Origin of the sequence: Streptococcus sp. 2022WUSS037, from assembly GCF_044427225.1 — a bacterium.
In the GTDB taxonomy this organism is placed as follows: domain Bacteria; phylum Bacillota; class Bacilli; order Lactobacillales; family Streptococcaceae; genus Streptococcus.
Map to the genome: position 1 here is coordinate 1 of NZ_JAOTGJ010000003.1, position 24304 is coordinate 24304.

A 24304-nucleotide genomic window follows, 5' to 3' on the forward strand; every position below is an offset into this window, starting at 1 on the left:
TCCGTTAGCTGCCGTAAAAAATGATTTTTGGGAACAACAATATCATACAGGGGAGAATAGGAACTAAGATCTAACTGAATTTGATTATCAAGCATAGGAATCACCTCGACTCTAGTATAGCAAAAAAAGACATCAAGTTGATGACTTTTTCAGTGGGTTCCATACTGGTCGTCCAGCCTTTCATCCAGCCATGTTGCTCAAAATGACCCTGTTCGCCTATGCTCGCCAGGTATTCTCTGGTCGGAAAATCGTTCAAATGAATGAAGAAGTCATCCCTATGAAATGGCTGAGTCAGGATACCTACGTCTGTTATCGGACCATCAATAGTTTTCGGGCTAGCACACACGCCAATCAGCTCATCAAAACTGCCTTCATCTACTTCACTCTCCTCCTCAGAGAGAATGGATTGATTGAAGATGAGGCTCTCTTCATTGACGAGACTAAGGTAGAAGCTGATGCCAACAAGTATTCCTTCACGTGGAAAAAGGCCGTTGAACGCTATGAAGACGCCTTGAACGGAAATATTTCAGCCCTCTATGACAAACTTGTTCAAGAAGGGGTGAATACTGCCTTGTCCAAGGAAGAATGCCTCACTAGCGAGGGACTCAAACAACTCCTACATGAGACAGAACAAGTATTGGATGAGGTGGAAGAAGCTATCTCACAAGAGCCTAAAGTCATTAAAGGTGGATCAGCCAACAGACAGAAACGAAGAAGAATTAAGAAACTCAAGAGAAAGTTGAAAGAAGATTGTCTTGTTCGGAAACAGAAGTACGAACAAGATAAACAGATTTTACAAGAGCGAAACTCCTATTCTAAAACAGATCCTGATGCGACATTTATGCGGATGAAAGAGGATCATATGAAGAACGGTCAGCTCAAACCTGGCTACAACCTCCAACTTGGTACAAATAACCAGTTTGCCTTGGCTTACGGATTGTATCCGAATCCAACTGACACTCGTACACTCAAGCCTTTTCTTCAATCCATCCAAACATTAGAACTCTTTCAACACATTGTCGCAGATGCAGGATATGGTAGTGAAGAAAATTACAGCTTTATCCTTGATGACCTGGAGAAAACGCCTCTAATTCCCTACGGAACATATCAGAAAGAGCAGAAGAAAAGCTATAAGAAGAGTGATGCCAATCCTGAAAACTGGACCTATCTAGAAGATTCTGATCAGTGGATAAAGCCAGATGGGGTTGTGTATTCATTCAAGAATTATTCACGAAGAACGGAGCAGAATGGGTTTGAGAAAGATATTAAGATTTACGAAGCTGATCCTGTACAAGCTAGTGAAGAGTTAGACCAATTAGCACGGACGGAAAAAGGAAACCTCAAACAAATTCAGTACAATCCTACGTGGAACTATTTCAAGAACGTAGTCAAAGAGGAATTGACAAGTAAAGAGGGAGCCCGCATTTATGCCAAACGCAAGGTGGATGTCGAACCTGTATTTGGTAGGATGAAGGGTGTTTTTGGCGTGCGCAGAGTCCATGTCAGAGGTCAAAAAGTGGTTGAAACTGAGATAGGATTTCTCCTAATGAGTATGAATCTCACGAAATTGGCTAAGAAATTAGTCCAAGATAATAGAAACAGAAAGAAAAACACAGACAGTTCGGCTGGATTTCATCAAAATCAGCTCGAATCTATCTGTGTTTTGTATTTACTGGCTAGTTTTTGCCCAGCCTCTTTTAGTGTGTTATTGATCAGGGGTGAGAATCATTGGGATAATGATTGGTTCACGTTCTGTTTTTTCGTATAGGAATGGTCGTAGGGCGTTAACAATGGCTCCGTTAACCGTCTGGATATTGGCATCCTTGTTGCGCATGGCAATTCGGATAGCGTTGAAAAGGACGCGTTGACTCTCACGGATCAGATCACCAGATTCACGCATGTAGATAAAACCACGGCTGAGAATATCTGGACCTGCAAGAATCATCTTGGATTTGAAGTCAACGGTTGCAACAGCTAGAACGACACCGTCTTCTGAGAGGTCACGGCGGTCTTTGAGGACAGCAGCGCCGATTTCACCGATACGGTTACCGTCCACATAGATGTCTTGGGCGTTGAAGTGCCCTGCTAAGCGGGCAGAATCCTTGGTCAATGCTAGGACATCGCCGTTTTCCATGATGAAGATGTTGTCTTTTGGCACACCAGTATCTACAGCAAGGCTGGCATGGATTTTTTGCATGCGGTATTCGCCATGGACAGGCATGAAGTATTTTGGCTTGATCAGGCGAAGCATGAGTTTTTGCTCTTGCTGGCCACCGTGTCCAGAGGTATGGATGTTGTTAATCTTACCGTGAATGACATCGACACCGGCTTCAATCAGGATATTGATCAACTTGTTAACACCTGTGGTATTTCCCGGAATAGGACTGGACGAGAAGATGACTGTGTCGCCCGGCTGGAGTTGCACCTGACGGTGGGTACCGTGGGCGATGCGAGAGAGTGCTGCCATAGGCTCCCCTTGGCTCCCTGTACAGAGAATCATGATTTCGCTGGCAGGGTATTCTTTGATCTCGTTTGGTTCAATAAAGGTGTCTTTTGGTACCTTGATATAGCCGAGCTCGATACCATTAACAATGGCTTTTTCCATGGAGCGTCCAAAGACAGCAATTTTGCGGCCGGTCTTAACGGCGGCATCAGCTGCCTGTTGCAGACGGAAGATGTTGGAGGCAAAGGAAGCAAAGATGATGCGTCCATGGATGCCTTCAATCAGCTTCATGATGGATTGACCGACCACTTTTTCCGAGTTGGTAAAGGTTGGGACTTCAGCATTTGTTGAGTCGGAGAGGAGGCAGAGAACGCCTTCTTTACCGAGAGCAGCCATGCGGTGCAGGTCTGCTGGCTCGCCAACTGGAGTGAAGTCGAACTTGAAGTCACCGGTACAGACGATTTTTCCTTGAGGGGTATCAACGACGATACCAAGTGGTTCTGGAATGGAGTGGGTGGTACGGAAGAAGCTGACTTTGAGGTGCTTGAAGGTCAACTCTGTATTATGATTGATTTCATGCAAAGTCGCATCACGGAGCAGTCCGTGTTCTTCCAATTTACCACGGATAAGGGCAAGGGCTAATGGACCTGCATAGATTGGGACATTTGCCTGCTTGAGCAGGAAGGGAATGCCTCCGATGTGGTCTTCGTGCCCGTGGGTAATGACCAGACCTTTAACACGGTCTAGGTTTTCAACGATGTAGGAGTAGTCTGGGATAACGTAGTCGATACCCAATAGGTCATCTTCTGGGAACTTGATGCCGGCATCGACGATGAGAATTTCATCCTTATACTCGATACCGTAGGTATTTTTCCCGATTTCTCCCAAACCACCGATGGCGAAAACGCCAACTTCATGAGGTTTTAGATTGACTGATGACATGGATTAAAACTCCGTAATTTTGAAATCTGCGTGCTCTTTCTCGTATTCGAGGTGCTTATCAGAGAGAAGGTCTACAAATTCGACATTGTAGGCTGGGAATTTGGTTTCAACTAGTTCCTTCACTTTGATGCGTCCCTCTCGCTCAGAAGTTGCATCCACTTCCACATAGAGAACTTGTGTTTGTTCACGGCGTGGGCTGGTCTTTGTTTCTTGATAGAATACTTTATAAATCATGTGTAGTATAGTTTCCTTTCTTTTTGACTGGCAACTATGAAAAAAGCCCCAAACAATTCTTTTGTTTGGTAATATCTATTCAATTTTCTCGAGTTGTCAATTTATTCAGTCTAAATGTACTCTTCATTATACCATAAAATATGCTGATGGCAAAAGGGTTAGATAGGAAAATGGAAAAGTGTCATGATTTTCAGAAACAAGCAGAGAATAAAAGGATAAATGAGTGAGATTGACAAATATATATTTGGATATTATAATAAATGAAAACGGAATTTTCAATGTATCAAGAGAGGGGATGAGTCATGGGTACAGTACCACAAATGAGCTTGGGCGATTTTTACAGAGAACTCCGTTGTTCTCGCTTGGTTAAGCAAAAGGATGTTGTCAGAGGAGACTTTACAGCAGCCCAGCTATCACGCTTTGAGTCGGGCAAGTCTATGTTGGCAGCGGATAAGTTAATCACGGCAGTCGAGGGCATCAACATGACCATGGAGGAGTTTACCTACAAATACCATGGCTACAAGGAAGCGCCCCATATTGAGCTAGCTAATCTGATTTCAGATTTGTATTATCAACAAGATAGGGATGGGTTGCAGGCCTTGTTGGAGTCAGACCTCTTGAAAGCTGAGGGAAATCTCTATTCCAGATTAAATGGAATCGTGATAAAGGTTGCACTGGCTGCAATAGATGGGCAATCTGATTTTGACGAAGAGGATAGGAAGTTTTTAGCAGATTATTTATTTGCCATTGAAGAGTGGACCAGCTTTGAGTTGTATTTGTTCTTAAATGCACAAATGCTGTTGAATGATAATATGATTGTTAGTTTAGCATCTGAGTTGAAGAATAAATCCAAAAGTTATAGAAGTCTAAGAAGGCATAGAGATTATTTGAAGAAAATACTGATTAATTCGGTCGGAGAAATGATAGAACGTGAAAAGTACGGTTTAGCGGAGGAATTTTTAACGGAACTGGAGAGACTGGTTGAGACAACAGACGCTTTTGAACAGATTTTTGTTAATTACTTCAAGCTATGTATTGCATTTATTAAATCAGGGAAATCAAGGGAATTACAAACAAAAACAGAGACCTTTATCGCCTCTGTTGGATTGATAGTAAGTAACAAAGTATCGATGCTACTGGAACGTCATTACAAATTGTGTGTTTTAAAAGAAGATTGTTAATGAAGTTGGAAGAATTGGATATATAATAATGGGTATGGTTAGTAAAAGGTAAAATAGTGATTTAAAAAATACCTTCTTCATAGTTAATCAAGCCTCCTTGTTTTTATTTTCATTATAGATGATTTTTCCTTGGCTTCCATTAACTTGAAAATATGTAATTTTATAAAAAATAAATTGCATATTTTCAAGTTTTATAAGTAACAAGTGATTTGTGTTAGAATTTAGACAAGAAATAATAGTAAGTGAAATCAAAGACAGGGAGGTATGTGTATGGAGATGTCACCCTATGTTCTCAGTCAGGAATGTGACGATGGTATTGTCTATTTCAATACAAAGAATAATCATTCATTTCTAATCACGAAACAATTGTTAGAAAAATTGAAGACTGACGAGGAAACCAAAGAGCAATATAAGACCTACCTTGAACAGTTTCATTATTTTCCAGAGGACGATGAAGTAAATCAGTCGTTAAGGAAGATACGTGAGATAGACGATACATTATTAGAGTTCACAATTTTAACGCATGGGGATTGTAACTTTCGTTGTAAATATTGTTATGAAAAATTTGAAAACATTGCTATGTCAAGAGAGACAGAGGATGCAATTCTGAGATTTGCGGAAGAGCAGTTGAGTACTGGAAAGTATAAGTTTTTCAAAGTTGCTTGGTTTGGTGGCGAGCCTCTGCTCGGATATCGTACGATTCAATATCTTTCTGAAAAATTTCAAGAAATTTGTCGAAATTATGAGGTAGACTATTTAGCAAACATTACTACAAATGGCTATCTCTTATCGTTGAATAAATTTAAGTCTTTGGTTGAAGATTTCAGTGTTCGTAGTTATCAAATAACGATAGATGGTAATCAAGATAGTCATGATTGCCAGAGGGTTTTGAAAAACGACAGAGGGTCATACAGTCGTATTTATAAAAATTTACAGGCAATGAAAGATAGTGAGTTAGATTTTTTCTGCACGATTCGATTTAACATTTCAAAAGAGAATAAAGAAAATATAAAATCTTTTCTTTATGGAGATGGTTTATATTTTAAGAATGATGAACGGTTTGGCTTTTCTTATCATAATGTTGGTGATTGGGGGCAAGGGGATCGCTCGGAGAAAGATTGTGTGACTTTACTTGATTATGATGCGAGTTTTGAGCTATCAATGCTAGCAAATTCCATTGGTTATAGTATTTCTTTAGTTAGTTATTTTTTAAATAACCGTTTTACTTGTTATGCCAATCGGATGAATCACTATATGTTTAATGTAAGAGGTATTGTGCAATCTTGCACAGTCGCATTATATCATCCCAAAAATGTATTTGGTAATATAAATAAGGGGTTTATTAATCATGATAAATTGAGCCAATGGGTGATTGAAGTGGATGAAAACTGTAAATCATGCCCATTTGTCTTAATTTGTAAGTCAGGTCATTGCCCAATGGCTAAGCGAATATCAAAACACTCTTCTGAGGTACTCTGTCGTAGTATGCAGAAGTTAATTAAAAGAAATCTAGCACTATTCGCATTGACTAAGTCCTATCATGATATTTTAGATGTGGGTTAGAAGGAGGTATTTATGGCTGTCAATAATAATAAAGTTTATGTAGAAGAAGATATTCTACTGGCTGCCTCCAATAACGGATGTAATTCACCGTGTACACTACCGTAGATGCTATATGAGAGGAGTGCTAGCCTCTCTTTTTGCTACGAGGAGGTTGCTTATGAAGAGAATTCTTGGAATTTATCGTTATATTGATAAAAAATACAGATGGTTGGTGATATTTGGTATCTTTATGAATGGCGGAGTTATGCTGACTCAGCCCTTAGTAATGAGTAAGATATTGCAACTCGGGAGCGGGGATTTAAGTTTTGAAAAAATTTGGCAACTATTAGTGTATGGTTTGTCTGTTTATTTTGTGATTTATAGTCTGATGCTTTTCGCCAATCATACAAATAATATATTTAGAAGAGAAATTCATATCGGAATTCGCACATCCTTGTTTAGAAAGCTGATTTCAAATTCTAAATACAGCCATAATGATAAGATAACTCTATTAACTCAGGATATGGAATTATTGGGGGATAGATATCTTGAACCGATTGCAGGTTTCCTATGTTGGGGTTTTGTCAGTCTTGTTACTGCCCTTTACATCATGATGCAGGACATTTTGTTGGGCTCTATTTTTGTGGTGTGTACGATTTTGAGACCGATTCCACAATTTTTACTAAATCAAAGATTGAAAAATACTGGGATGGAGTTTTCAGAACTTCGAACTAAAGTTCATGAGGAAGTATCCGACAGTATCCATGGTAGCGAAACGCTTCTTGTGAATCAAAGTGCTGAAAATAGTTTTCATCGGGTAGGTCAAATAGTAAAAGAGTATCAAGTAGCTATACAGCGATATGCTTTTACCCACAATATTGTCTTTTTCTTTAATGGTTTTATGGAGTTTTTCAGCCAGATATTGCCTGTTGCCATCGGTTTTTACTTGATTATGAATGGTGAAGCCATTACGGTTGCTAGTTTGTTGACTATGTTTATTGCGGCTAATCGATTGGCTGGGCCAATTCAGAATTTGATGTATCAGGCGGAAGGCATCCAGGGTGCTCAAGCGATTGCAGATAAAATCTTTGGCATTTTGGAAACAGAACCTGATTTTGTGGAGCGTAAAGAAAGTCATCTGTCTGACATTCAGGGCTTGCATATGAAAGATTTAGCCAAAGCCTATGGCGATAAACAGTTGTTTGCTGGTTTGAATGTATCCTTCAAGATGGGAGATAAGGTTTTAATCAAAGGTGCCAGTGGTTCTGGTAAGACAACGCTCTTTCGGATTTTGCTAGGGCAAGAAACAGCGGATAGAGGTCGTGTTTATGTGACGGAGGCTGGTGGTCAGGAGCGAGAGGATTTTCAGGGCAATATCGGTCTGATTAGCCAAAGTCCGTTTTTATTTAGCGACACCATTCGCTACAATCTGACCTTGGGGGATGATTTCACAGATCAAGAACTGTTGGATGTTTTGGGACAGGTTGGGCTACTTGAGGAATTTACAGATATTCTCAATGTGAAGGTAGAAAACAACGGTGAAAATATCTCAGGTGGTCAACGGGTTCGTCTGGAAATCGCTCGTTTCCTCTTGCGGAAGAAGGACATTCTCCTAGCAGATGAGGTAACCGCAGCCTTGGATGAGAAAAATGGCAAGGCGGTACGCAAACTCCTGCATTCCTTACCGATTATGATATTGGAAATTGCCCACCATATCGATGAGGATATTCAGTATGATCAAGTGGTAGAGTTGAAAAGAGAAGAATGATAGACTGGGAAAGCACACCCCAGTCTTTTCATTATTTGAAAAAATATCCAAGATAGCTTACAATAGAGAGTAGCATTGAAAAGTCTTTCAGTTTGCTTTTAGTAGTCGCTCCAACAGTCTAAGAATAGACTGTTGGAGGTTGGGAATAAGACGAATGTAATTCGTAACAATTGCTGCAGGCTGTACTGGAGTACGGCAAAGTGAGTTCAAATAATGATGAAATTATTTGAAGCGGGAAATACGGAAACGAAGTTTCCTCATGCGTCGAAGTAATAAAAGCAAACCGAATGACGTAAAGAAAGAGAAACGTATGAAAATACTAGCTTTAGATAGCTCCAACCAGGCCTTGTCTGTTGCCTTGGTAGAGGACGGTCGTTTGCAGGCGGAAACCCTGCTGGCCGTCAAGAAAAATCATAGTATCAGCCTCATGCCTGTGGTCGATTTTTTGGTGGCACAGGTGGGCTGGACGCCCAAAGACTTGGAGCGAATTGTGGTCGCTCAGGGACCTGGCTCCTACACGGGTCTGCGGGTGGCGGTGGCAACTGCCAAGACCCTGGCCTACACCCTCAAGATTGACTTGGTGGGGCTATCTAGTCTTCAGTCCCTGGTTCCGCCTAGCCTGACGGGTCTGGTGGTGCCCCTCATCGATGCCCGCCGTAACTGCGTCTATGCAGGTGTTTATGAAAATGGCAGAGCAGCCGAGCCAGACCGCTACTGGTCTTTTGAGGACTTGCTTTCTAGCCTGTCTGGTAAGGAAAACATCACCTTTGTCGGAGAAGTAGAAAACTTCATGGAGCAAATCGAGCAAGCTCTGCCGTCTGCCCAGTATCAAGCCAGTCTGCCGTCTGCCTATCAGCTGGCGGTACTTGGTCAAGACTTGCCAGCAGTAGATGTCACTAGCTTTGAGCCCAACTATCTCAAGCGAGTAGAGGCAGAGGAGAACTGGCTCAAGGACAACCAAGCTGGCTCAGAAAGTTATATCAAACGTGTATGATAGAGATTAAACACTACGACGGTCAGGAAAATTTGGCAGAGGCTGTTTTGGCAGTTATGCGGTCGGTCTATGAGCAGTCTCCATGGACTGTGGAACAGATTGCCTCCAGTATGGCCAGTCAGGATGAGGATTATTATCTGGCCTATGAGGGTCAGGAGCTAGTCGGTTTTTTGGCTGTGCAGACGGTGCTGGATGAGATGGAAATCTTGCAGATTGCAGTCAAGGCTGATTTTCAGAGGTTGGGAATCGCCAGTCAGCTGATGGCTGCTGTGATGGACTGGGATGGAGACATCTTCCTCGAAGTTAGGGAGTCCAATAGTGCAGCTCAGGCCCTCTATACACGCCAGCATTTTACCAAAATAGGAAAACGAAAAGACTACTACCGCCATCCTGTCGAGGACGCGGTGCTAATGAAGAGAGAACGGAATGAAAGATAGATTGATTTTGGCGATTGAGACTTCGTGTGACGAGACCTCGGTGGCTGTTTTGCGAAATGATGCGGAGCTTTTGTCCAATGTCATTGCCAGCCAGATTGCCAGCCACCAGCGGTTTGGTGGGGTGGTGCCTGAGGTGGCTAGTCGTCACCATGTTGAAGTGATAACGGCCTGTATCGAGGAGGCCTTGTTGGAGGCGGAGGTGACGGCAGAGGATTTGACGGCTGTGGCTGTGACCTATGGGCCTGGCTTGGTCGGTGCTTTGCTGGTCGGGATGTCGGCTGCCAAGGCCTTTGCTTGGGCTAATGGCTTGCCGCTCATTCCTGTCAATCATATGGCAGGGCACTTGATGGCGGCGCGTGCGGTCAAGGAGTTGGAGTTTCCGCTTTTGGCTCTTTTGGTCAGCGGTGGGCATACGGAGTTGGTCTATGTGTCAGAGGCGGGCGACTACAAGATTGTCGGTGAAACGCGAGATGATGCGGTTGGCGAGGCCTACGATAAGGTAGGACGGGTCATGGGTCTGCCCTACCCAGCTGGTCGGGTCATTGATGAGTTGGCACATGAGGGGCAAGATATTTATGACTTCCCTCGGGCTATGATTAAGGAGGATAATCTGGAGTTTTCTTTCTCAGGTTTGAAATCCGCCTTTATCAACCTCTACCACAATGCCCAGCAGAAAGGGGAAACCTTGTCCAATGCGGATTTGTCAGCCTCTTTCCAAGCCTGTGTTATGGACATTCTCATGGCTAAGACCAAGAAGGCCTTGGAGAAATACCCTGTTAAGACCTTGGTCGTAGCGGGCGGTGTAGCAGCCAATCAGGGCTTGCGGGAGCGGTTGGCGGCTGAAATCACGGATGTGGAGGTCATCATTCCCCCGCTTCGCCTCTGCGGTGACAATGCAGGCATGATTGCCTTGGCTGCGGTTAGTGAGTACAACAAGGAAAACTTTGCTGGTTGGGATTTGAATGCCAAGCCGAGTCTAGCTTTTGAGAATTTGTAAAGAAAATTTTGTACATACCTAGAAACGAACTCATCACATTTTGTGGTGGGTTACTTTTTTCTTTTGTGGTATACTATATATAGAAAAGTTTTTCATTTGATTTCGAATAAATAAGTAGAGACAAAAAACTGGCTCTACCATGAAAAATCAAATGAAAGGATGTGGTATAGTGAGACATACCCTATTAAAACCAACACAAGACACGGTTGCCAAGAAAATTTTTCAAAACACGGAAGTGACCAAGGCTTTTATTTCAGATATTTTGGACTTGCCTGTTCAAGAAGTTGAACTGCTGGACGGTCATCAGATTCGCCTGCCAAATGATGATTTACCCAAGGGCTTCTATACTGTGACTGACATTCTAGTCAAGCTGGATGATGGGACCCAAGTTGTCATTGAAATCCAGATTGCCAAGCAAAAGACTTTCGTCAATCGCTTGTGGGCCTACATTTGTACGCAGGTGCATGATAACGTTGAAAAAATTCGGCAGGAATACGGTCACACCCACTTCACTCACGAGAGGATTTACCCTGTTTACGGTATCGCTCTCTTGGAGAAAAATTATTTTGACGACGACAAGCCCTTCCATGTTTTTTCTTTGCGTGAAGAAGAGACCAACGAAGAGCTGACAGTCAAGCCAAGAAATAGCTCCAAGCACCACAGCCTCTTGAAGATGGCATTTCTGGAGTTGGAAAAATATCAACCCGAAACCATTTCCGATTACGATGTCAAAAAATGGTTCGAGTTTTTCGGCAATCGTGATTTTACCATTCAGCCTGACAAGATTATCTCCCAGGCAGAACACGCCTTAGACTTTACAACATGGACCAAGGAGGAACAAGACATGTGGGATAAGCAAATAGATAGCCTTGAGGTTAGTTATGCTACATTGGTGACTGCGATGGAAGACGGATTTGAAGAGGGACTGGAGCGAGGACGTGAAGAAGGACGTGAAGAACTTCAAATCACCTCTGCCCGTAATTTCTTGAGGTCTGGTTTTCCAGCGGACGCAATAGCTGAAAATCTAAACCTTCCTCTTGAACGAGTTCTCCAACTTCAAAGCGAGTTAGCCGAGAATAGCTAACCAAAGTCATCTATACAACCCGAAACCATTTCTGACTACGATGTCAAAAAATGGTTCGAGTTTTTCGGTAATCGTGATTTTACCATTCAGCCTGACAAGATTATCGCCCAGGCAGAACACGCCTTAGACTTTACAACCTGGACAAAGGAGGAACAAGACATGTGGGACAAGCAATTGGATAGTCTTGAAGTTAGTTATGCCACTTTGATGACTGCGATGGAAGACGGATTTGAAGAGGGGGTGGAGCGAGGTCGTGAAGAAGTTCAAATCACCTCTGCTCGTAATTTCTTGAGGTCTGGTTTTCCAGCGGACGCAATAGCTGAAAATCTAAACCTCCCTCTCGAGCGAGTTCTTCAACTTCAAAGTGAGTTGAACGCAAATAGCTAACATCTGCTCTCCATATAACCCGAAACCATTTCCGATTACGATGTCAAAAAATGGTTCGAGTTTTTCGGCAATCGTGACTTTACCATTCAACCCGACAAGATAGAACATGCCCTGAAATTTACAGAATCTATCAACTCCCTCGGAAACTGCTTATTTCGAGGTTTTTTGTGTTTTGTACTAGTATAGCCAGATGGATCAAAAACAGGACGCATCTATGTTTGTAAATTTGAGAATCCTACAGTTATAGTCGTTTAGTTTTCTTTTAGTACAAGGCAACGAGCTGCAGGCTGTACTGGAGTGCGGCAAAGCGAGTTAACGAAGTAATCAAAGATAAACTAAATGACTATATTTTGGGAGTGGGCTACTGATACGATAACCTAAAACTGTCCCTTTCTTAATTCAATCCCCTGTATTCACCATAACCAACCTCGATATGTAAAGATATAAAAGTATACAACTTACATATATATCCAACCACCAACATCCTTCCCTTATCTGAACCAATATATCCATGCCCCTTTTTCTACTCAAACATACATATCCAAGCGACACCATCTTTTCCACTCCCACCTATACCTCCATGATCTCACCCTTTTGTAGATACTCATATATCCAAGTCTCCATCATCAACACACAACTCCTAAATCTCCCGGCACTCTTCTTGGACATATATATCAAAGCATCTACCTGTCCCTCCATCCGTCAATACATATCCATGCACCACCACCCCGCTCCACCCCTCTGCTAGCATAAATATATATGCAACACCATTCTTCTTCTGCTTAAACGCATACATCCAATCACCACCCCCCTCTCTCTCCTTCCTACATGGAGCTCCGACCCTTCTTGTTCGCTCTTTTTGGAAAATACACAAAAGAATACAGAAAACATTCGGAAAACGATGTTAACCACCCAAGAAAACAAGACACCCATTTTCAGAAAAATAACATGAAAACGCGCTCAGAAAACCAAGTCAAATTCTAACTGTAAAATTTTTACAAAAAAAGTTAAAATACACGAGAATTCCAAGCATTTTTCTTGCTTTTTCAGATATAATTGTGCTATAATTTAATCGTTATACTTATGTAGATTTTTGCAGAGCAATTGTTACTGATGACCGACAAACCATGTTCGGAAATGAGCATACCGCAGAAGATACCTCCCCTGCTAACTTTTTAAAGCAGGGGGGGGTATTTTTGTTTGGCTTAAAGTATGATGATATCCTAATAGCTACACATAGTATAACTTATTATAATATTGGAGGAAATTCATGTCTAGTAAAGATATGTTTAGAAAGGAACAACGTTTTTCTTTTCGTAAGTTTAGCTTTGGTTTAGCTTCGGCGGTCATTGCTAACGTGATTTTTGGAGGAGCAATCGCAAGTAGCCCTATTGTGCATGCGAACACAGCAGAACCGACATCAACAGTTGTACCAAGCGAGCGGTTAGCCTCAGTGTCCTACACAGTAAATGTGGTGGATCAAGCAGGCACAGTTATCAATACGCAAACAAAAAATGTTTCAGTTCAAACAACAGAAGCAACAGCCGTAGCAACCGCTAATTTGACAACTGATCTTGTCCCAGAAGGGTACGCACTTGTATCAGGTTTGGGTCAAGAAACAGTTACTGAAAATGCTGAAAATGTATTTACAGTTGTCGTTGAGAAAGCAACTTCAGAAGTAGCATCAACTGAGGATTCGGCAGCAGTTTCAGCATCTGAAACCTCGACAACGGCAGCAACTTCAGAAGAGACATCAACAGCGACTTCTGAAACAGTAAGCTCAACAACTGTAGCAGCATCTGAAACTTCAACAAAAGCAACTTCAGAAGTAGCGAATACTGCTGCGGTTGCTGTAGCAGCCGCTGAGACAGTTCCTAACAAAACAGAACGTACAGCCTACCTTAGCTACATCACTCATTACGTCAATGAAGCAAACGAAACTGTTGACAGAAGAGGTCACCTTGTACCTGTAACAACGACTGATGATACTGCTAAAAAACAAGTAACAGTTTCTGCATCTGAGAATATGCCTTCTGGTTACGAATTGGCTCAAGATAAGGCAAAAGTTGTTGTTCAATTGGTTGAAAACCAAACAAACGTTTTGGTATTTGCTGTTACCAAAAAATCTAAAGAAGAAGAAGTTGCCGAATCACAATTGGCTAATAAAGATGTATTAGAGCAAGTATTGTCAGAAGGAGTTCTTCTTTCAAATGATGCAGCTCGTTTACTAGAGACTAGTCAAGCAGGTAATACTGGACTTGAAGTTGCAACCAACAATACGAAAGCAGTTCTAAAAGAGGCTATCCAAGTTTTTGATGAGCCAACTTCTACTCAAGAACAAGTCGATGCACAAACTGAACTTGTGCGTGCTGCTTCAAAAACACTTGCTGATGAATTGTTGAAATTCGATGAAGACGGTGTCTTGACTGCTATGTTGGATGCGACAACGAACCAAGCTCCGACAATCACTGCGTCAGGAACAGGTTCGACAAACCCATTCAACAATCCTAATGCTCAAGCACGTAAAGTTGTTTACATCTTCGGTACAACAGTAGGGGATACTGAGGCTCTAACAGCTCCTAACACAACTGCAACGGGTGCCGCACCGTTCTTTGACAGAAGTATTGCACAACCAGTTGCAACCATCACAGATCCAGATAGCACAAGTATCAAAGTGAACTATGGAGATGGAGTTAGTCATGTGAACAACCTTGGTAATACCATGGTTGCGACGGATGTCGACGGAACAGTGGTGAAGACGACAGGTGGAACATACACCAATGTGACATTAACTAACGGTAGTGCAAACATCTATCTTGGTGGTACTTATAACCACGGACCTGGAGGCAAGTACACTCGTCAGTTTATCATCTCAGATGAATCAGGTACAGAAGTTAGAGGCGAGCCATTCTACACAGTATCTTATACTGATAAATTAGTAGATAGACAACCTATTGTTAAGCTCGAAAACACTGAGTTGACAGAAACAGAAGTCCTAAACAAGTTGACTCTGGATGCTCAATCAGGTGGTTTCAGAGATACAAGTTCTACTCTTACAGTTCCTGAAAGTGAAGTAACTCGTACCATCGTAGGATACCGTGTGGATGGGACTTATACTGCGCAAACTGACCTTGCTCAATTCCCGAAAGATAAAGATCTTGAAGTTAAAGTTAAAACAACTAACGTTTATGGACAGACTGTCTATAACTGGGTGAGCGTTGATTACAACTTGAAAGCAACTATCCCTACAATTGGTGATCTTCCTAATAAAGTGAATGATCAGTATGTGAATGCTAAGAAAACCGATCCCAAAGCCTTTCGTGTCGTACATGTTTTTGGTAATGTTACAGGGACTACAGAAACTGGAGTAAATGGGGAAAAAGCACCAGTTATCGATCCTACTCAAGCAACCAAAACCTTCCCAATCACAGACCCAGAAAATGATACCGTAACGATTACATATGATATTCCAGCAGACATTAAAACTTATGATTTGGATGACCCAAGTGCAACAACTTACAATAGTAACAGTACTGCTAAATTAGCACATTTGGATGAACCAATGGCAAAAACTGCTACCCTTACTCAAGACGGTCATTTAACAGGGCGTTTCCCATGGTCAGCAGGTGATTTAGTTGGTCGTCGCATTATCGTAACAGATTCAGCTGGTAATGTTACTAAGAGCAATCCATTCTATATTGTTACTTATACAGATAAGTTGAAAGACACCACCGCTCTAACGGTGGCCACTGCTTCTGATTTGACTAAGGCAGCAATTGAAAACAAGTTACTTATTGATACAATCACTCATAGTTCTTCAAATGATAACCTCACTGTTGACCCAAGCAACTACACTCGTACCATTGTAGGCTACCGTGTGGGAGATGCGGTGACAGAAGTTCAAAATGAAGATTTGTCAAACTTCCCTCGTGGTACGGAATACCATGTTAAAGTCAAAACAACCAATGTTTACGGTCAGACTATCTACAACTGGGTACCAGTAAACGATACACGTACAGTTGGAATTGATAAATCAGACCTTTATGCCTTTAACAACTCACCTATTCAAACAGTGTCAGCAGGTACTTATGAAGCAGATGGTGTCAATAAAGTCAAAGTAGTGACTGTTAAGGATAAAGACGGTGTAGCTGCATTTACTTACTATCAAACTCCAAGCAATGTAGTAGCCCCAATTAATGGCATTGCACTTACGAAACAAGATAATGCAACAGATGGAACAATAGAAGGTTATGCTTCAGGTGTACCATCAGTTGATATTCAAGGTGCATATAGTCGCTCATTCCAAGTGACAGATACTAACAATAATACCGAGGTTGTATTTGCTAGTCCAAATCGCCAAGTTTCTACCATTTTAGATACTAAAGTGACTGGTGATGTAACAAAAGAAGCTGGACAAACTCCAACCAAAGATGAAATTTTTGATAAAATTCAGGTATTGACAAGTGCAAACCGACAACCGGTTGTGGTACCGTACAGTGAAAATGGTATCTTCCGTAGAGATTTGGCTCCAGGACAAACTCTTCCGACAGCACCAGGTGAACATAATGTTGTTGTTCGTGTTGTAACAGCATCAAACGTCTACAAAGATGTTACTGTTAAAGTGATAATTAAAGCTTATAAGGATGTTTTGGAACCAGCAGCAGATGAAAATACTAGCTTGGTACCTGGAAGTGGCAATGCTGCGACACAACCAATCGTTATCAATGATGCTACAGGTACTGCAACAACTGCACCTGCAGGCACAACTTATGCGGTTGATCCAACCTTCCTTGCTGTGAAAGAAGCACTTGGTTACACAATTACAGTAGATGCGAATGGAAATGTATCTGTAGTAGCACCTGCTGGTCAAGAATCGGATATTGCTGTTCCTGTAACAGTGACTTACCCAGATAAGACAACAGATTCAGTGAGCGTACCGTTCAAGGTTAACCAAAAAGACACGGCTCAGTTGAAAGCGAAAGAAGCAATCGACAAGAAATTGGCTGATGGAACAAAAGCACTTGAAGACAAGAAGAATGCTGAAATTGCAGCTATCACCAACAATCCTGACTTGACTCCAGATCAAAAAGATGCGGCAGTTAAAGACATCACGGATGCAGCTGAAATTGCTAAGAAAGCATTGAACGATGCAGCTGGTGTTGCTAAAGATAATGTTGATGCAGCAACTACTCCTGAAGAAGCAAAAGCAGCACAAACTGCAGGTGAAACTACTCTAGCTGATCTAGAAAATGGTGCAGAAGCGGCTCTTGACTTGATTACTGCTAAGGCAGAAGCGAAAGATGCTATTGCTGACAAGTTAGCGGATGAGGTCAAAGAACTCGAAGCGAAACAAGCAGAAGCAGAAAAAGCTATCGATGCGTCAACTATGACACCAGAAGAGAAAGACGCAGCTAAGAAAGCTCTCCAAGATGTTGTAGATGCAGAGAAAGCTAAACTTGAAGACGCAGCTAAGAAAGCGACAGATGCAGTTGATGCAGCAAAAACTCCAGCAGATGTTAAAGCAGCTGAAATTGCAGGTGAAACTGCCTTGACAGAAGCAGGTAAAAAAGCTGAAGAGCCAATCGACTTAATCATTGCTAAGACAGAAGCGAAAGATGCTATTGCTGACAAGTTGGCAGATGAGATCAAAGATCTTGAAGCGAAACAAGCAGAAGCAGAAAAAGCTATCGATGCGTCATCAATGACTCCAGAGGAGAAAGCAGCAGCTAAGAAAGCTCTCCAAGATGTTGTAGATGCAGAGAAAGCTAAACTTGAAGACGCAGCTAAGAAAGCGACAGATGCAGTTGATGCGGCAACAACTCCAGCAGATGTAGCAGGAGCAACCAAAGCAGGTCAAGATGACTTGACAGAAAAAGGTTCAGAAGCTGAAAAAGCTGTTGAATTGGCTAAGGACAAAGAGTTAGCTAAAGAAGCTATCCGCACAGAAGCAGAAGAAGCTACTAAAGCAGCAGAGAAGCTTGCTGATGATGCGATTAAAGCTATCAATGACAATCCAAACTTGTCAGACGCTGAGAAACAAGCAGCAATTGATAAGGTAAATGAAGCAACAGAGGACGCATTGAAAGCTATTGCTGATAATGCTAAGACAGCTACAGAAGCAGCTGAAAATGCACAAGCACTTGCAGACCTTGAAACAGCTAAGAAAGCTCAAAAAGATGCTGATAAAGTAGCAATTGACACTGCTACTCCACTTGTTGATGCGGCAGTTCTTGAAGCAGCGAAACAAGATGCATTGAACAAACTTGAAGATGATGCTGCCAAAGCTAAGGAAACTATTGCTGCAAATCCAAACTTGTCTGATAAGGAAGTAGACAAAGCCCTCGCAGACCTTGAAAAAGATCTTGCTAAAGCTAAGGATGCTGTTAATGCAGCAACAACACCGGAAAAAGTTCAAACAGCTGAAGACAAGGGTGTAGATGTTATCGCAGGCGATGTTCTTGATGCAGCTCAATTGGATGCTCTTAACAAGCTTGAAGATGATACAAAAGAAACGATTGCAGCTATCGAAGCAAATCCAAACTTGACAGAGGACGAGAAAAAAGCAGCAATCGCTAAGGCAGAAGACCTTGCTGACGATGCTAAATCTGACATTATGACTGCTGAGACACCAGAAGCAGTTCAAGCTGTGGAAGAAAAAGCTGATAAGGATCTTGCTAAAGAAGAGCTTAAAGCAGCCACAGATGATGCTAAGAAAGCTATCGATGCCAACCCTAACTTGACACCAGACGAGAAAAAAGTTGCTAAAGATGCATTAGATGCAGAAGTGGCAAAAGCTACCGAAGCTATCGATAAAGCAGCAACACCAGCCGATGTCGACGCAGCAACTCTTGCAGGTGAAAAAGTCGCAGCTAAGGCAGAAGTTGCAGCCGCAACCGACGATGCTAAGAAAGCTATCGCATCAAATCCAAACTTGGATGATACAGCTAAAGCAGCCGCAATCAAGGCCGTAGAAGAAGCAGCTAAGCAAGCAACAGAAGCTATCGACGCAGCGAAAACTCCAGCTGACGTTAATGCAGCAACTCTTGCAGGTGAAAAAGCCGCAGCTAAAGAAGAGCTTAAAGCAGCTGCAGCAGATGCAATTGCCGCAATCAATGCAAATCCAAACTTGGATGAAAAAGCGAAAGCCGAAGCAGTTAAGGCAGTTGAAGATGCAGCTAAGACAGCAACAGAAGCTATCGACGCAGCGAAAACTCCAGCTGACGTTAATGCAACAACCCTTGCAGGTGAGCAAGCAGTAGCTAAAGCAGAAGTAGCCGCAGCCGCAGCGGATGCTGTTGAAGCTATTAAAGCAAATCCAAACTTGGATGATACAGCTAAAGCAGCCGCAATCAAGGCCGTAGAAGATGCCGCTAAGACAGCAACAGAAGCTATCGACGCAGCGAAAACTCCAGCTGACGTTAATGCAGCAGCCCTTGCAGGTGAGCAAGCAGTAGCTAAAGAAGAGCTTAAAGCAGCCGCAGCGGATGCTGTTGAAGCTATTAAAGCAAATCCAAACTTGGATGATACAGCGAAAGCCGCAGCAATCAAGGCAGTTGAAGATGCAGCTAAGACAGCAACAGAAGCAATCGATAAAGCAGCAACACCAGCTGACGTCAATGCAGCAACCCTTGCAGGTGAGCAAGCAGTAGCTAAAGCAGAAGTAGCCGCAGCCGCAGCGGATGCTGTTGAAGCTATTAAAGCAAATCCAAACTTAGATGATACAGCGAAAGCCGCAGCAATCAAGGCCGTAGAAGATGCAGCTAAGACAGCAACAGACGCTATCGACGCAGCGAAAACTCCAGCTGACGTTAATGCAACAACCCTTGCAGGTGAGCAAGCAGTAGCTAAGGAAGAGCTTAAAGCAGCCGCAGCAGATGCTATCGAAGCTATTAAAGCAAATCCAAACTTGGATGATACAGCTAAAGCAGCCGCAATCAAGGCCGTAGAAGATGCAGCTAAGACAGCAACAGACGCTATTGACGCAGCGAAAACTCCAGCTGATGTCAACGCAGCAACCCTTGCAGGTGAGAAAGTAGCAGCTAAAGCAGAAGTTGCCACAGCCGCAGCAGATGCAATTGCCGCAATCAACGCAAATCCAAACTTGGATGATACAGCTAAAGCCGCCGCAATCAAGGCCGTAGAAGATGCCGCTAAGACAGCAACAGAAGCAATCGATAAAGCAGCAACACCAGCTGACGTCAATGCAGCAACCCTTGCAGGAGAGCAAGCAGTAGCTAAAGCAGAAGTTGCCACAGCCGCAGCAGATGCAATTGCCGCAATCAACGCAAATCCAAACTTGGATGAAAAAGCGAAAGCCGAAGCAGTTAAGGCAGTTGAAGCAGCCGCTAAGACAGCAACAGAAGCTATCGACGCAGCGAAAACTCCAGCTGACGTTAATGCAGCAGCCCTTGCAGGTGAGCAAGCAGTAGCTAAAGCAGAAGTTGCCGCAGCCGCAGCAGATGCTGTCGAAGCTATTAAAGCAAATCCAAACTTGGATGACGCAGCAAAAGCGGAAGCAGTTAAAGCAGTTGAAGATGCCGCTAAGACAGCAACAGAAGCTATCGACGCAGCGAAAACTCCAGCTGACGTCAACGCAGCAACTCTTGCAGGTGAGCAAGCCGCAGCTAAAGAAGAGCTTAAAGCAGCCGCAGCAGATGCTGTCGAAGCTATTAAAGCAAATCCAAACTTGGATGACGCAGCAAAAGCGGAAGCAGTTAAAGCAGTTGAAGATGCAGCTAAGACAGCAACAGAAGCTATCGACGCAGCGAAAACTCCAGCTGACGTTAATGCAGCAACCCTTGCAGGAGAGCAAGCAGTAGCTAAAGCAGAAGTTGCCGCAGCCGCAGCAGATGCTGTCGAAGCTATTAAAGCAAATCCAAACTTGGATGATACAGCTAAAGCAGCCGCAATCAAGGCTGTAGAAGATGCCGCTAAGACAGCAACAGAAGCTATTGACGCAGCGAAAACTCCAGCTGACGTTAATGCAGCAACCCTTGCAGGAGAGCAAGCAGTAGCTAAAGCAGAAGTTGCCGCAGCCGCAGCAGATGCTGTCGAAGCTATTAAAGCAAATCCAAACTTGGATGATACAGCTAAAGCAGCCGCAATCAAGGCCGTAGAAGATGCAGCTAAGACAGCAACAGACGCTATCGACGCAGCGAAAACTCCAGCTGACGTTAATGCAACAACCCTTGCAGGTGAGCAAGCAGTAGCAAAAGCAGAAGTAGCCGCAGCCGCAGCGGATGCTATCGAAGCTATTAAAGCAAATCCAAACTTGGATGATACAGCTAAAGCAGCCGCAATCAAGGCCGTAGAAGAAGCAGCTAAGCAAGCAACAGAAGCTATCGACGCAGCGAAAACTCCAGCTGACGTTAATGCAGCAACTCTTGCAGGTGAAAAAGCCGCAGCTAAAGAAGAGCTTAAAGCAGCTGCAGCAGATGCAATTGCCGCAATCAATGCAAATCCAAACTTGGATGAAAAAGCGAAAGCCGAAGCAGTTAAGGCAGTTGAAGATGCAGCTAAGACAGCAACAGAAGCTATCGACGCAGCGAAAACTCCAGCTGACGTTAATGCAGCAACCCTTGCAGGAGAGCAAGCAGTAGCTAAAGCAGAAGTAGCCGCAGCCGCAGCGGATGCTGTTGAAGCTATTAAAGCAAATCCAAACTTGGATGATACAGCGAAAGCCGCAGCAATCAAGGCAGTTGAAGAAGCAGCTAAGACAGCAACAGAAGCTATCGACGCAGCGAAAACTCCAGCTGATGTCAACGCAGCAACCCTTGCAGGAGAGCAAGCAGTAGCTAAAGCAGAAGTTGCCGCAGCCGCAGCAGATGCTATCGAAGCTATTAAAGCAAATCCAAACTTGGATGATACAGCTAAAGCAGCCGCAATCAAGGCTGTAGAAGATGCCGCTAAGACAGCAACAGAAGCTATCGACGCAGCGAAAACTCCAGCTGATGTCAACGCAGCAACTCTTGCAGGAGAGCAAGCAGTAGCTAAAGCAGAAGTTGCCGCAGCCGCAGCAGATGCTGTCGAAGCTATTAAAGCAAATCCAAACTTGGATGACGCAGCAAAAGCGGAAGCAGTTAAAGCAGTTGAAGATGCAGCTAAGACAGCAACAGAAGCTATCGACGCAGCGAAAACTCCAGCTGACGTCAACGCAGCAACTCTTGCAGGAGAGCAAGCCGCAGTTAAAGAAGAGCTTAAAGCAGCCGCAGCCGATGCGAAAGCAGCTATCGATGCGAATGCTAACTTGACAGCAGAAGAGAAAGCCGTAGCCAAAGCAGCCGTGGATGCAGAATTAGCAAAAGCTAACGATGCTATCGATGCAGCTAAGACAGCAGATGCAGTAGCCGCAGCAACTCTTGCAGGAGAGCAAGCAGTAGCTAAGGAAGAGCTTAAAGCAGCCGCAGCCGATACTAAGAAAGCTATCGACGCACATCCTAACTTGACAGCAGAAGAGAAAGCAGCAGCTAAAGCAGCCGTAGATGCAGAATTGGCGAAAGCTACTGCAGCCATCGACGCAGCAACAACAGCAGATGCAGTAGCCGCAGCAAAACTTGAAGGTGAAAAAGCCGTAGCTAAAGAAGAGCTTAAAGCAGCCGCAGCCGATGCGAAAGCAGCTATCGATGCGAATGCCAACTTGACAGCAGAAGAGAAAGTTGCATTAAAAGCAGCTGTGGATGCAGAATTAGCGAAAGCTACTGTAGCCGTAGATGCAGGAACAACAGCTGCTGCTGTAGATGCAGCAACACTTCTAGGTGAACAAGCAGTAGCCAAAGAAGAACTTAAAGCTGCAGCGGCCGATGCGAAAGCAGCTATCGATGCGAATGCTAACTTGACAGCAGAAGAGAAGCAAGCTGCTAAAGATGCTGTAGATGCAGAATTAGCGAAATCAACTGATGCTATCAATAATGCTAAGACAACTGAAGAAGTAGAAGCAGTAACACTTGCAGGTGATAAAGCACTTGCTAAAGAGGAAATCAAGGCAGCAGCCGACGATGCTAAGAAAGCTATCGATGCAACTCCAAACTTGTCAGATGCAGAGAAAGCAGCAGCCAAAGCAGCAGTAGATGCATCAGCAGCGGAAGCAAATAAAGCAATTGACGGTTCAACATCTTCAACTGAAGTTCAAGCTGCTAAAGATAAGGGCAACTCTGCTATTGCAGAAAATGTTCTTGATGCAGCTAAACAAGGTGCTAAGAACAAGCTTATGGAAGAAGCAGAGAAAGCGAAAGCTGCCATCGATGCAAATCCAAACTTGACACCAGAAGAGAAAGCCGCAGCTAAAGCTGAAATCGATAAAGCTGTTGAAGAAGCGATTATTTCTATCAACGGTGCTGGAACTCATCATGCATTGGGCGAAATCAAACTTCCACTTTCAGCTCTTATCAAACCAGTTGTAACAGTAACACCAGTACTTGATCCAAACAACTTGACTGAAGAAGAAATTGCTCGCATCAAGGCTCTCCTTGAAGAGAACAATACATTCCCAGAAGGAACTGAGATTATCGTTTCTAAAGGTGCTTCTGTGTCAATCAAGTACCCAGATGGTACTATCGACTTGGTATTGCCAGCAGAGGTTGTGAAACAGGCAGATACAACTGCTCCTGCGATTACAGACGATGCTAAAGGTAATATTGTAGTTGCTCCATCTGAAGAAGCTGTTGAACTTGTTGTTACCTATGTAGATAACAATGGTAAGGCTCAACTTGTTGTTGTTACTAAGGGTGCAGACGGTAAATGGACAACAACTGATAAAGTTGTGATTGTAGATCCTGTTACTGGTCAAGTTATCATTCCAGGTTCTGCTATCAAGCCAGGAACAGTTGTGACAGCTTACTCTAAAGATATGGCTGGAAATGTTTCAGGATTAGGTTCAGCAGAAGTTGAAGCAGTAGATGCAAATAATCCTGCAGCAGGAGTGAAAGTGAAATCAGTTACTTCTACTTCAAATGCCAACAAGTCAACTAAGAAAGCTAAGCAATTGCCAAATACAGGTGAAAAAGCAACTTCAGCAACTTCACTTGGATTAGCAGTTCTTGGAATGGGATTAGCACTTTTCGCAGCAAAGAGAAAAAAAGACGAAGAAGAAGCTTAAAATAAGCCATTCATCGAAATCTTTTTGATAAGAAACTAGCTTTTCTCGAAAAGTTGAGCACAGATGGATATCCCTTGGTAAGTCATCCATCTGTACAGTTCAAAATAAAAAGGATCTAAGGTCATTAGACTTTAGGTCCTTTTGTTGTTGGGAAATGGTTGAAAATCAGTGGTCATTATGAGAGAATAGAAAAATACATAT

General features: G+C 43.1%; 11 protein-coding genes and 1 pseudogene. 10 read left to right on the top strand and 2 right to left on the bottom strand.

The genetic code is table 11. The features are described 5' to 3' along the window. Nucleotides 1-160 precede the first annotated feature (160 nt). A pseudogene (locus ODU55_RS02260) lies at nucleotides 161-1583 on the top strand (IS1182 family transposase); the annotation flags it as partial. A 122-nt stretch (nucleotides 1584-1705) separates the two neighbouring features. On the opposite strand, the gene rnjA reads toward ODU55_RS02260, so the two are convergent. Next, a complete protein-coding gene (gene rnjA / locus ODU55_RS02265; protein ID WP_398581716.1) occupies nucleotides 1706-3385 on the bottom strand; it encodes a ribonuclease J1 in 1680 nt (559 codons plus the stop codon). A gap of 3 nt (nucleotides 3386-3388) precedes the next feature. After that, a complete protein-coding gene (locus ODU55_RS02270; RefSeq protein WP_398581717.1) occupies nucleotides 3389-3619 on the bottom strand; it encodes an RNA polymerase epsilon subunit in 231 nt (76 codons plus the stop codon). A 302-nt stretch (nucleotides 3620-3921) separates the two neighbouring features. Between ODU55_RS02270 and ODU55_RS02275 the strand changes: the two genes are divergently transcribed. The 9 genes from ODU55_RS02275 (at nucleotide 3922) to ODU55_RS02315 (ending at nucleotide 24103) form a co-directional block, all read left to right on the top strand. Beyond that, a complete protein-coding gene (locus ODU55_RS02275; RefSeq protein WP_398581718.1) occupies nucleotides 3922-4800 on the top strand; it encodes an Rgg/GadR/MutR family transcriptional regulator in 879 nt (292 codons plus the stop codon). Nucleotides 4801-5070: 270 nt separating this feature from the next. Beyond that, a complete protein-coding gene (locus ODU55_RS02280; protein ID WP_398581719.1) occupies nucleotides 5071-6363 on the top strand; it encodes a radical SAM protein in 1293 nt (430 codons plus the stop codon). Nucleotides 6364-6520: 157 nt separating this feature from the next. After that, nucleotides 6521-8110 (top strand): ATP-binding cassette domain-containing protein, encoded by a 1590-nt coding sequence (locus ODU55_RS02285; RefSeq protein WP_398581720.1) that lies wholly within the window; start codon nucleotides 6521-6523, stop codon nucleotides 8108-8110. Between the two features lie 310 nt (nucleotides 8111-8420). Then, entirely contained in the window at nucleotides 8421-9104 is a 684-nt protein-coding gene (gene tsaB, locus ODU55_RS02290; protein WP_398581721.1) for a tRNA (adenosine(37)-N6)-threonylcarbamoyltransferase complex dimerization subunit type 1 TsaB, read from the top strand. Further along, a complete protein-coding gene (rimI, locus tag ODU55_RS02295; RefSeq protein ID WP_398581722.1) occupies nucleotides 9101-9541 on the top strand; it encodes a ribosomal protein S18-alanine N-acetyltransferase in 441 nt (146 codons plus the stop codon). The genes tsaB and rimI overlap by 4 nt, the downstream gene beginning before the upstream one ends. Next, nucleotides 9531-10538 (top strand): tRNA (adenosine(37)-N6)-threonylcarbamoyltransferase complex transferase subunit TsaD, encoded by a 1008-nt coding sequence (gene tsaD / locus ODU55_RS02300; protein WP_398581723.1) that lies wholly within the window; start codon nucleotides 9531-9533, stop codon nucleotides 10536-10538. Before rimI ends, tsaD begins: the two co-directional genes overlap by 11 nt. 169 nt (nucleotides 10539-10707) lie before the next feature. Continuing rightward, nucleotides 10708-11622, top strand: coding sequence for an Rpn family recombination-promoting nuclease/putative transposase (locus ODU55_RS02305; RefSeq protein WP_398581724.1), 915 nt, complete (start codon nucleotides 10708-10710; stop codon nucleotides 11620-11622). 159 nt (nucleotides 11623-11781) lie between these two features. Then, nucleotides 11782-12009, top strand: a complete 228-nt coding sequence (locus ODU55_RS02310; protein ID WP_398581725.1) for a hypothetical protein — start codon at nucleotides 11782-11784, stop codon at nucleotides 12007-12009. Between the two features lie 1270 nt (nucleotides 12010-13279). Then, nucleotides 13280-24103, top strand: a complete 10824-nt coding sequence (locus ODU55_RS02315) for a DUF1542 domain-containing protein (protein WP_398581726.1) — start codon at nucleotides 13280-13282, stop codon at nucleotides 24101-24103. Nucleotides 24104-24304: the final 201 nt, after the last annotated feature.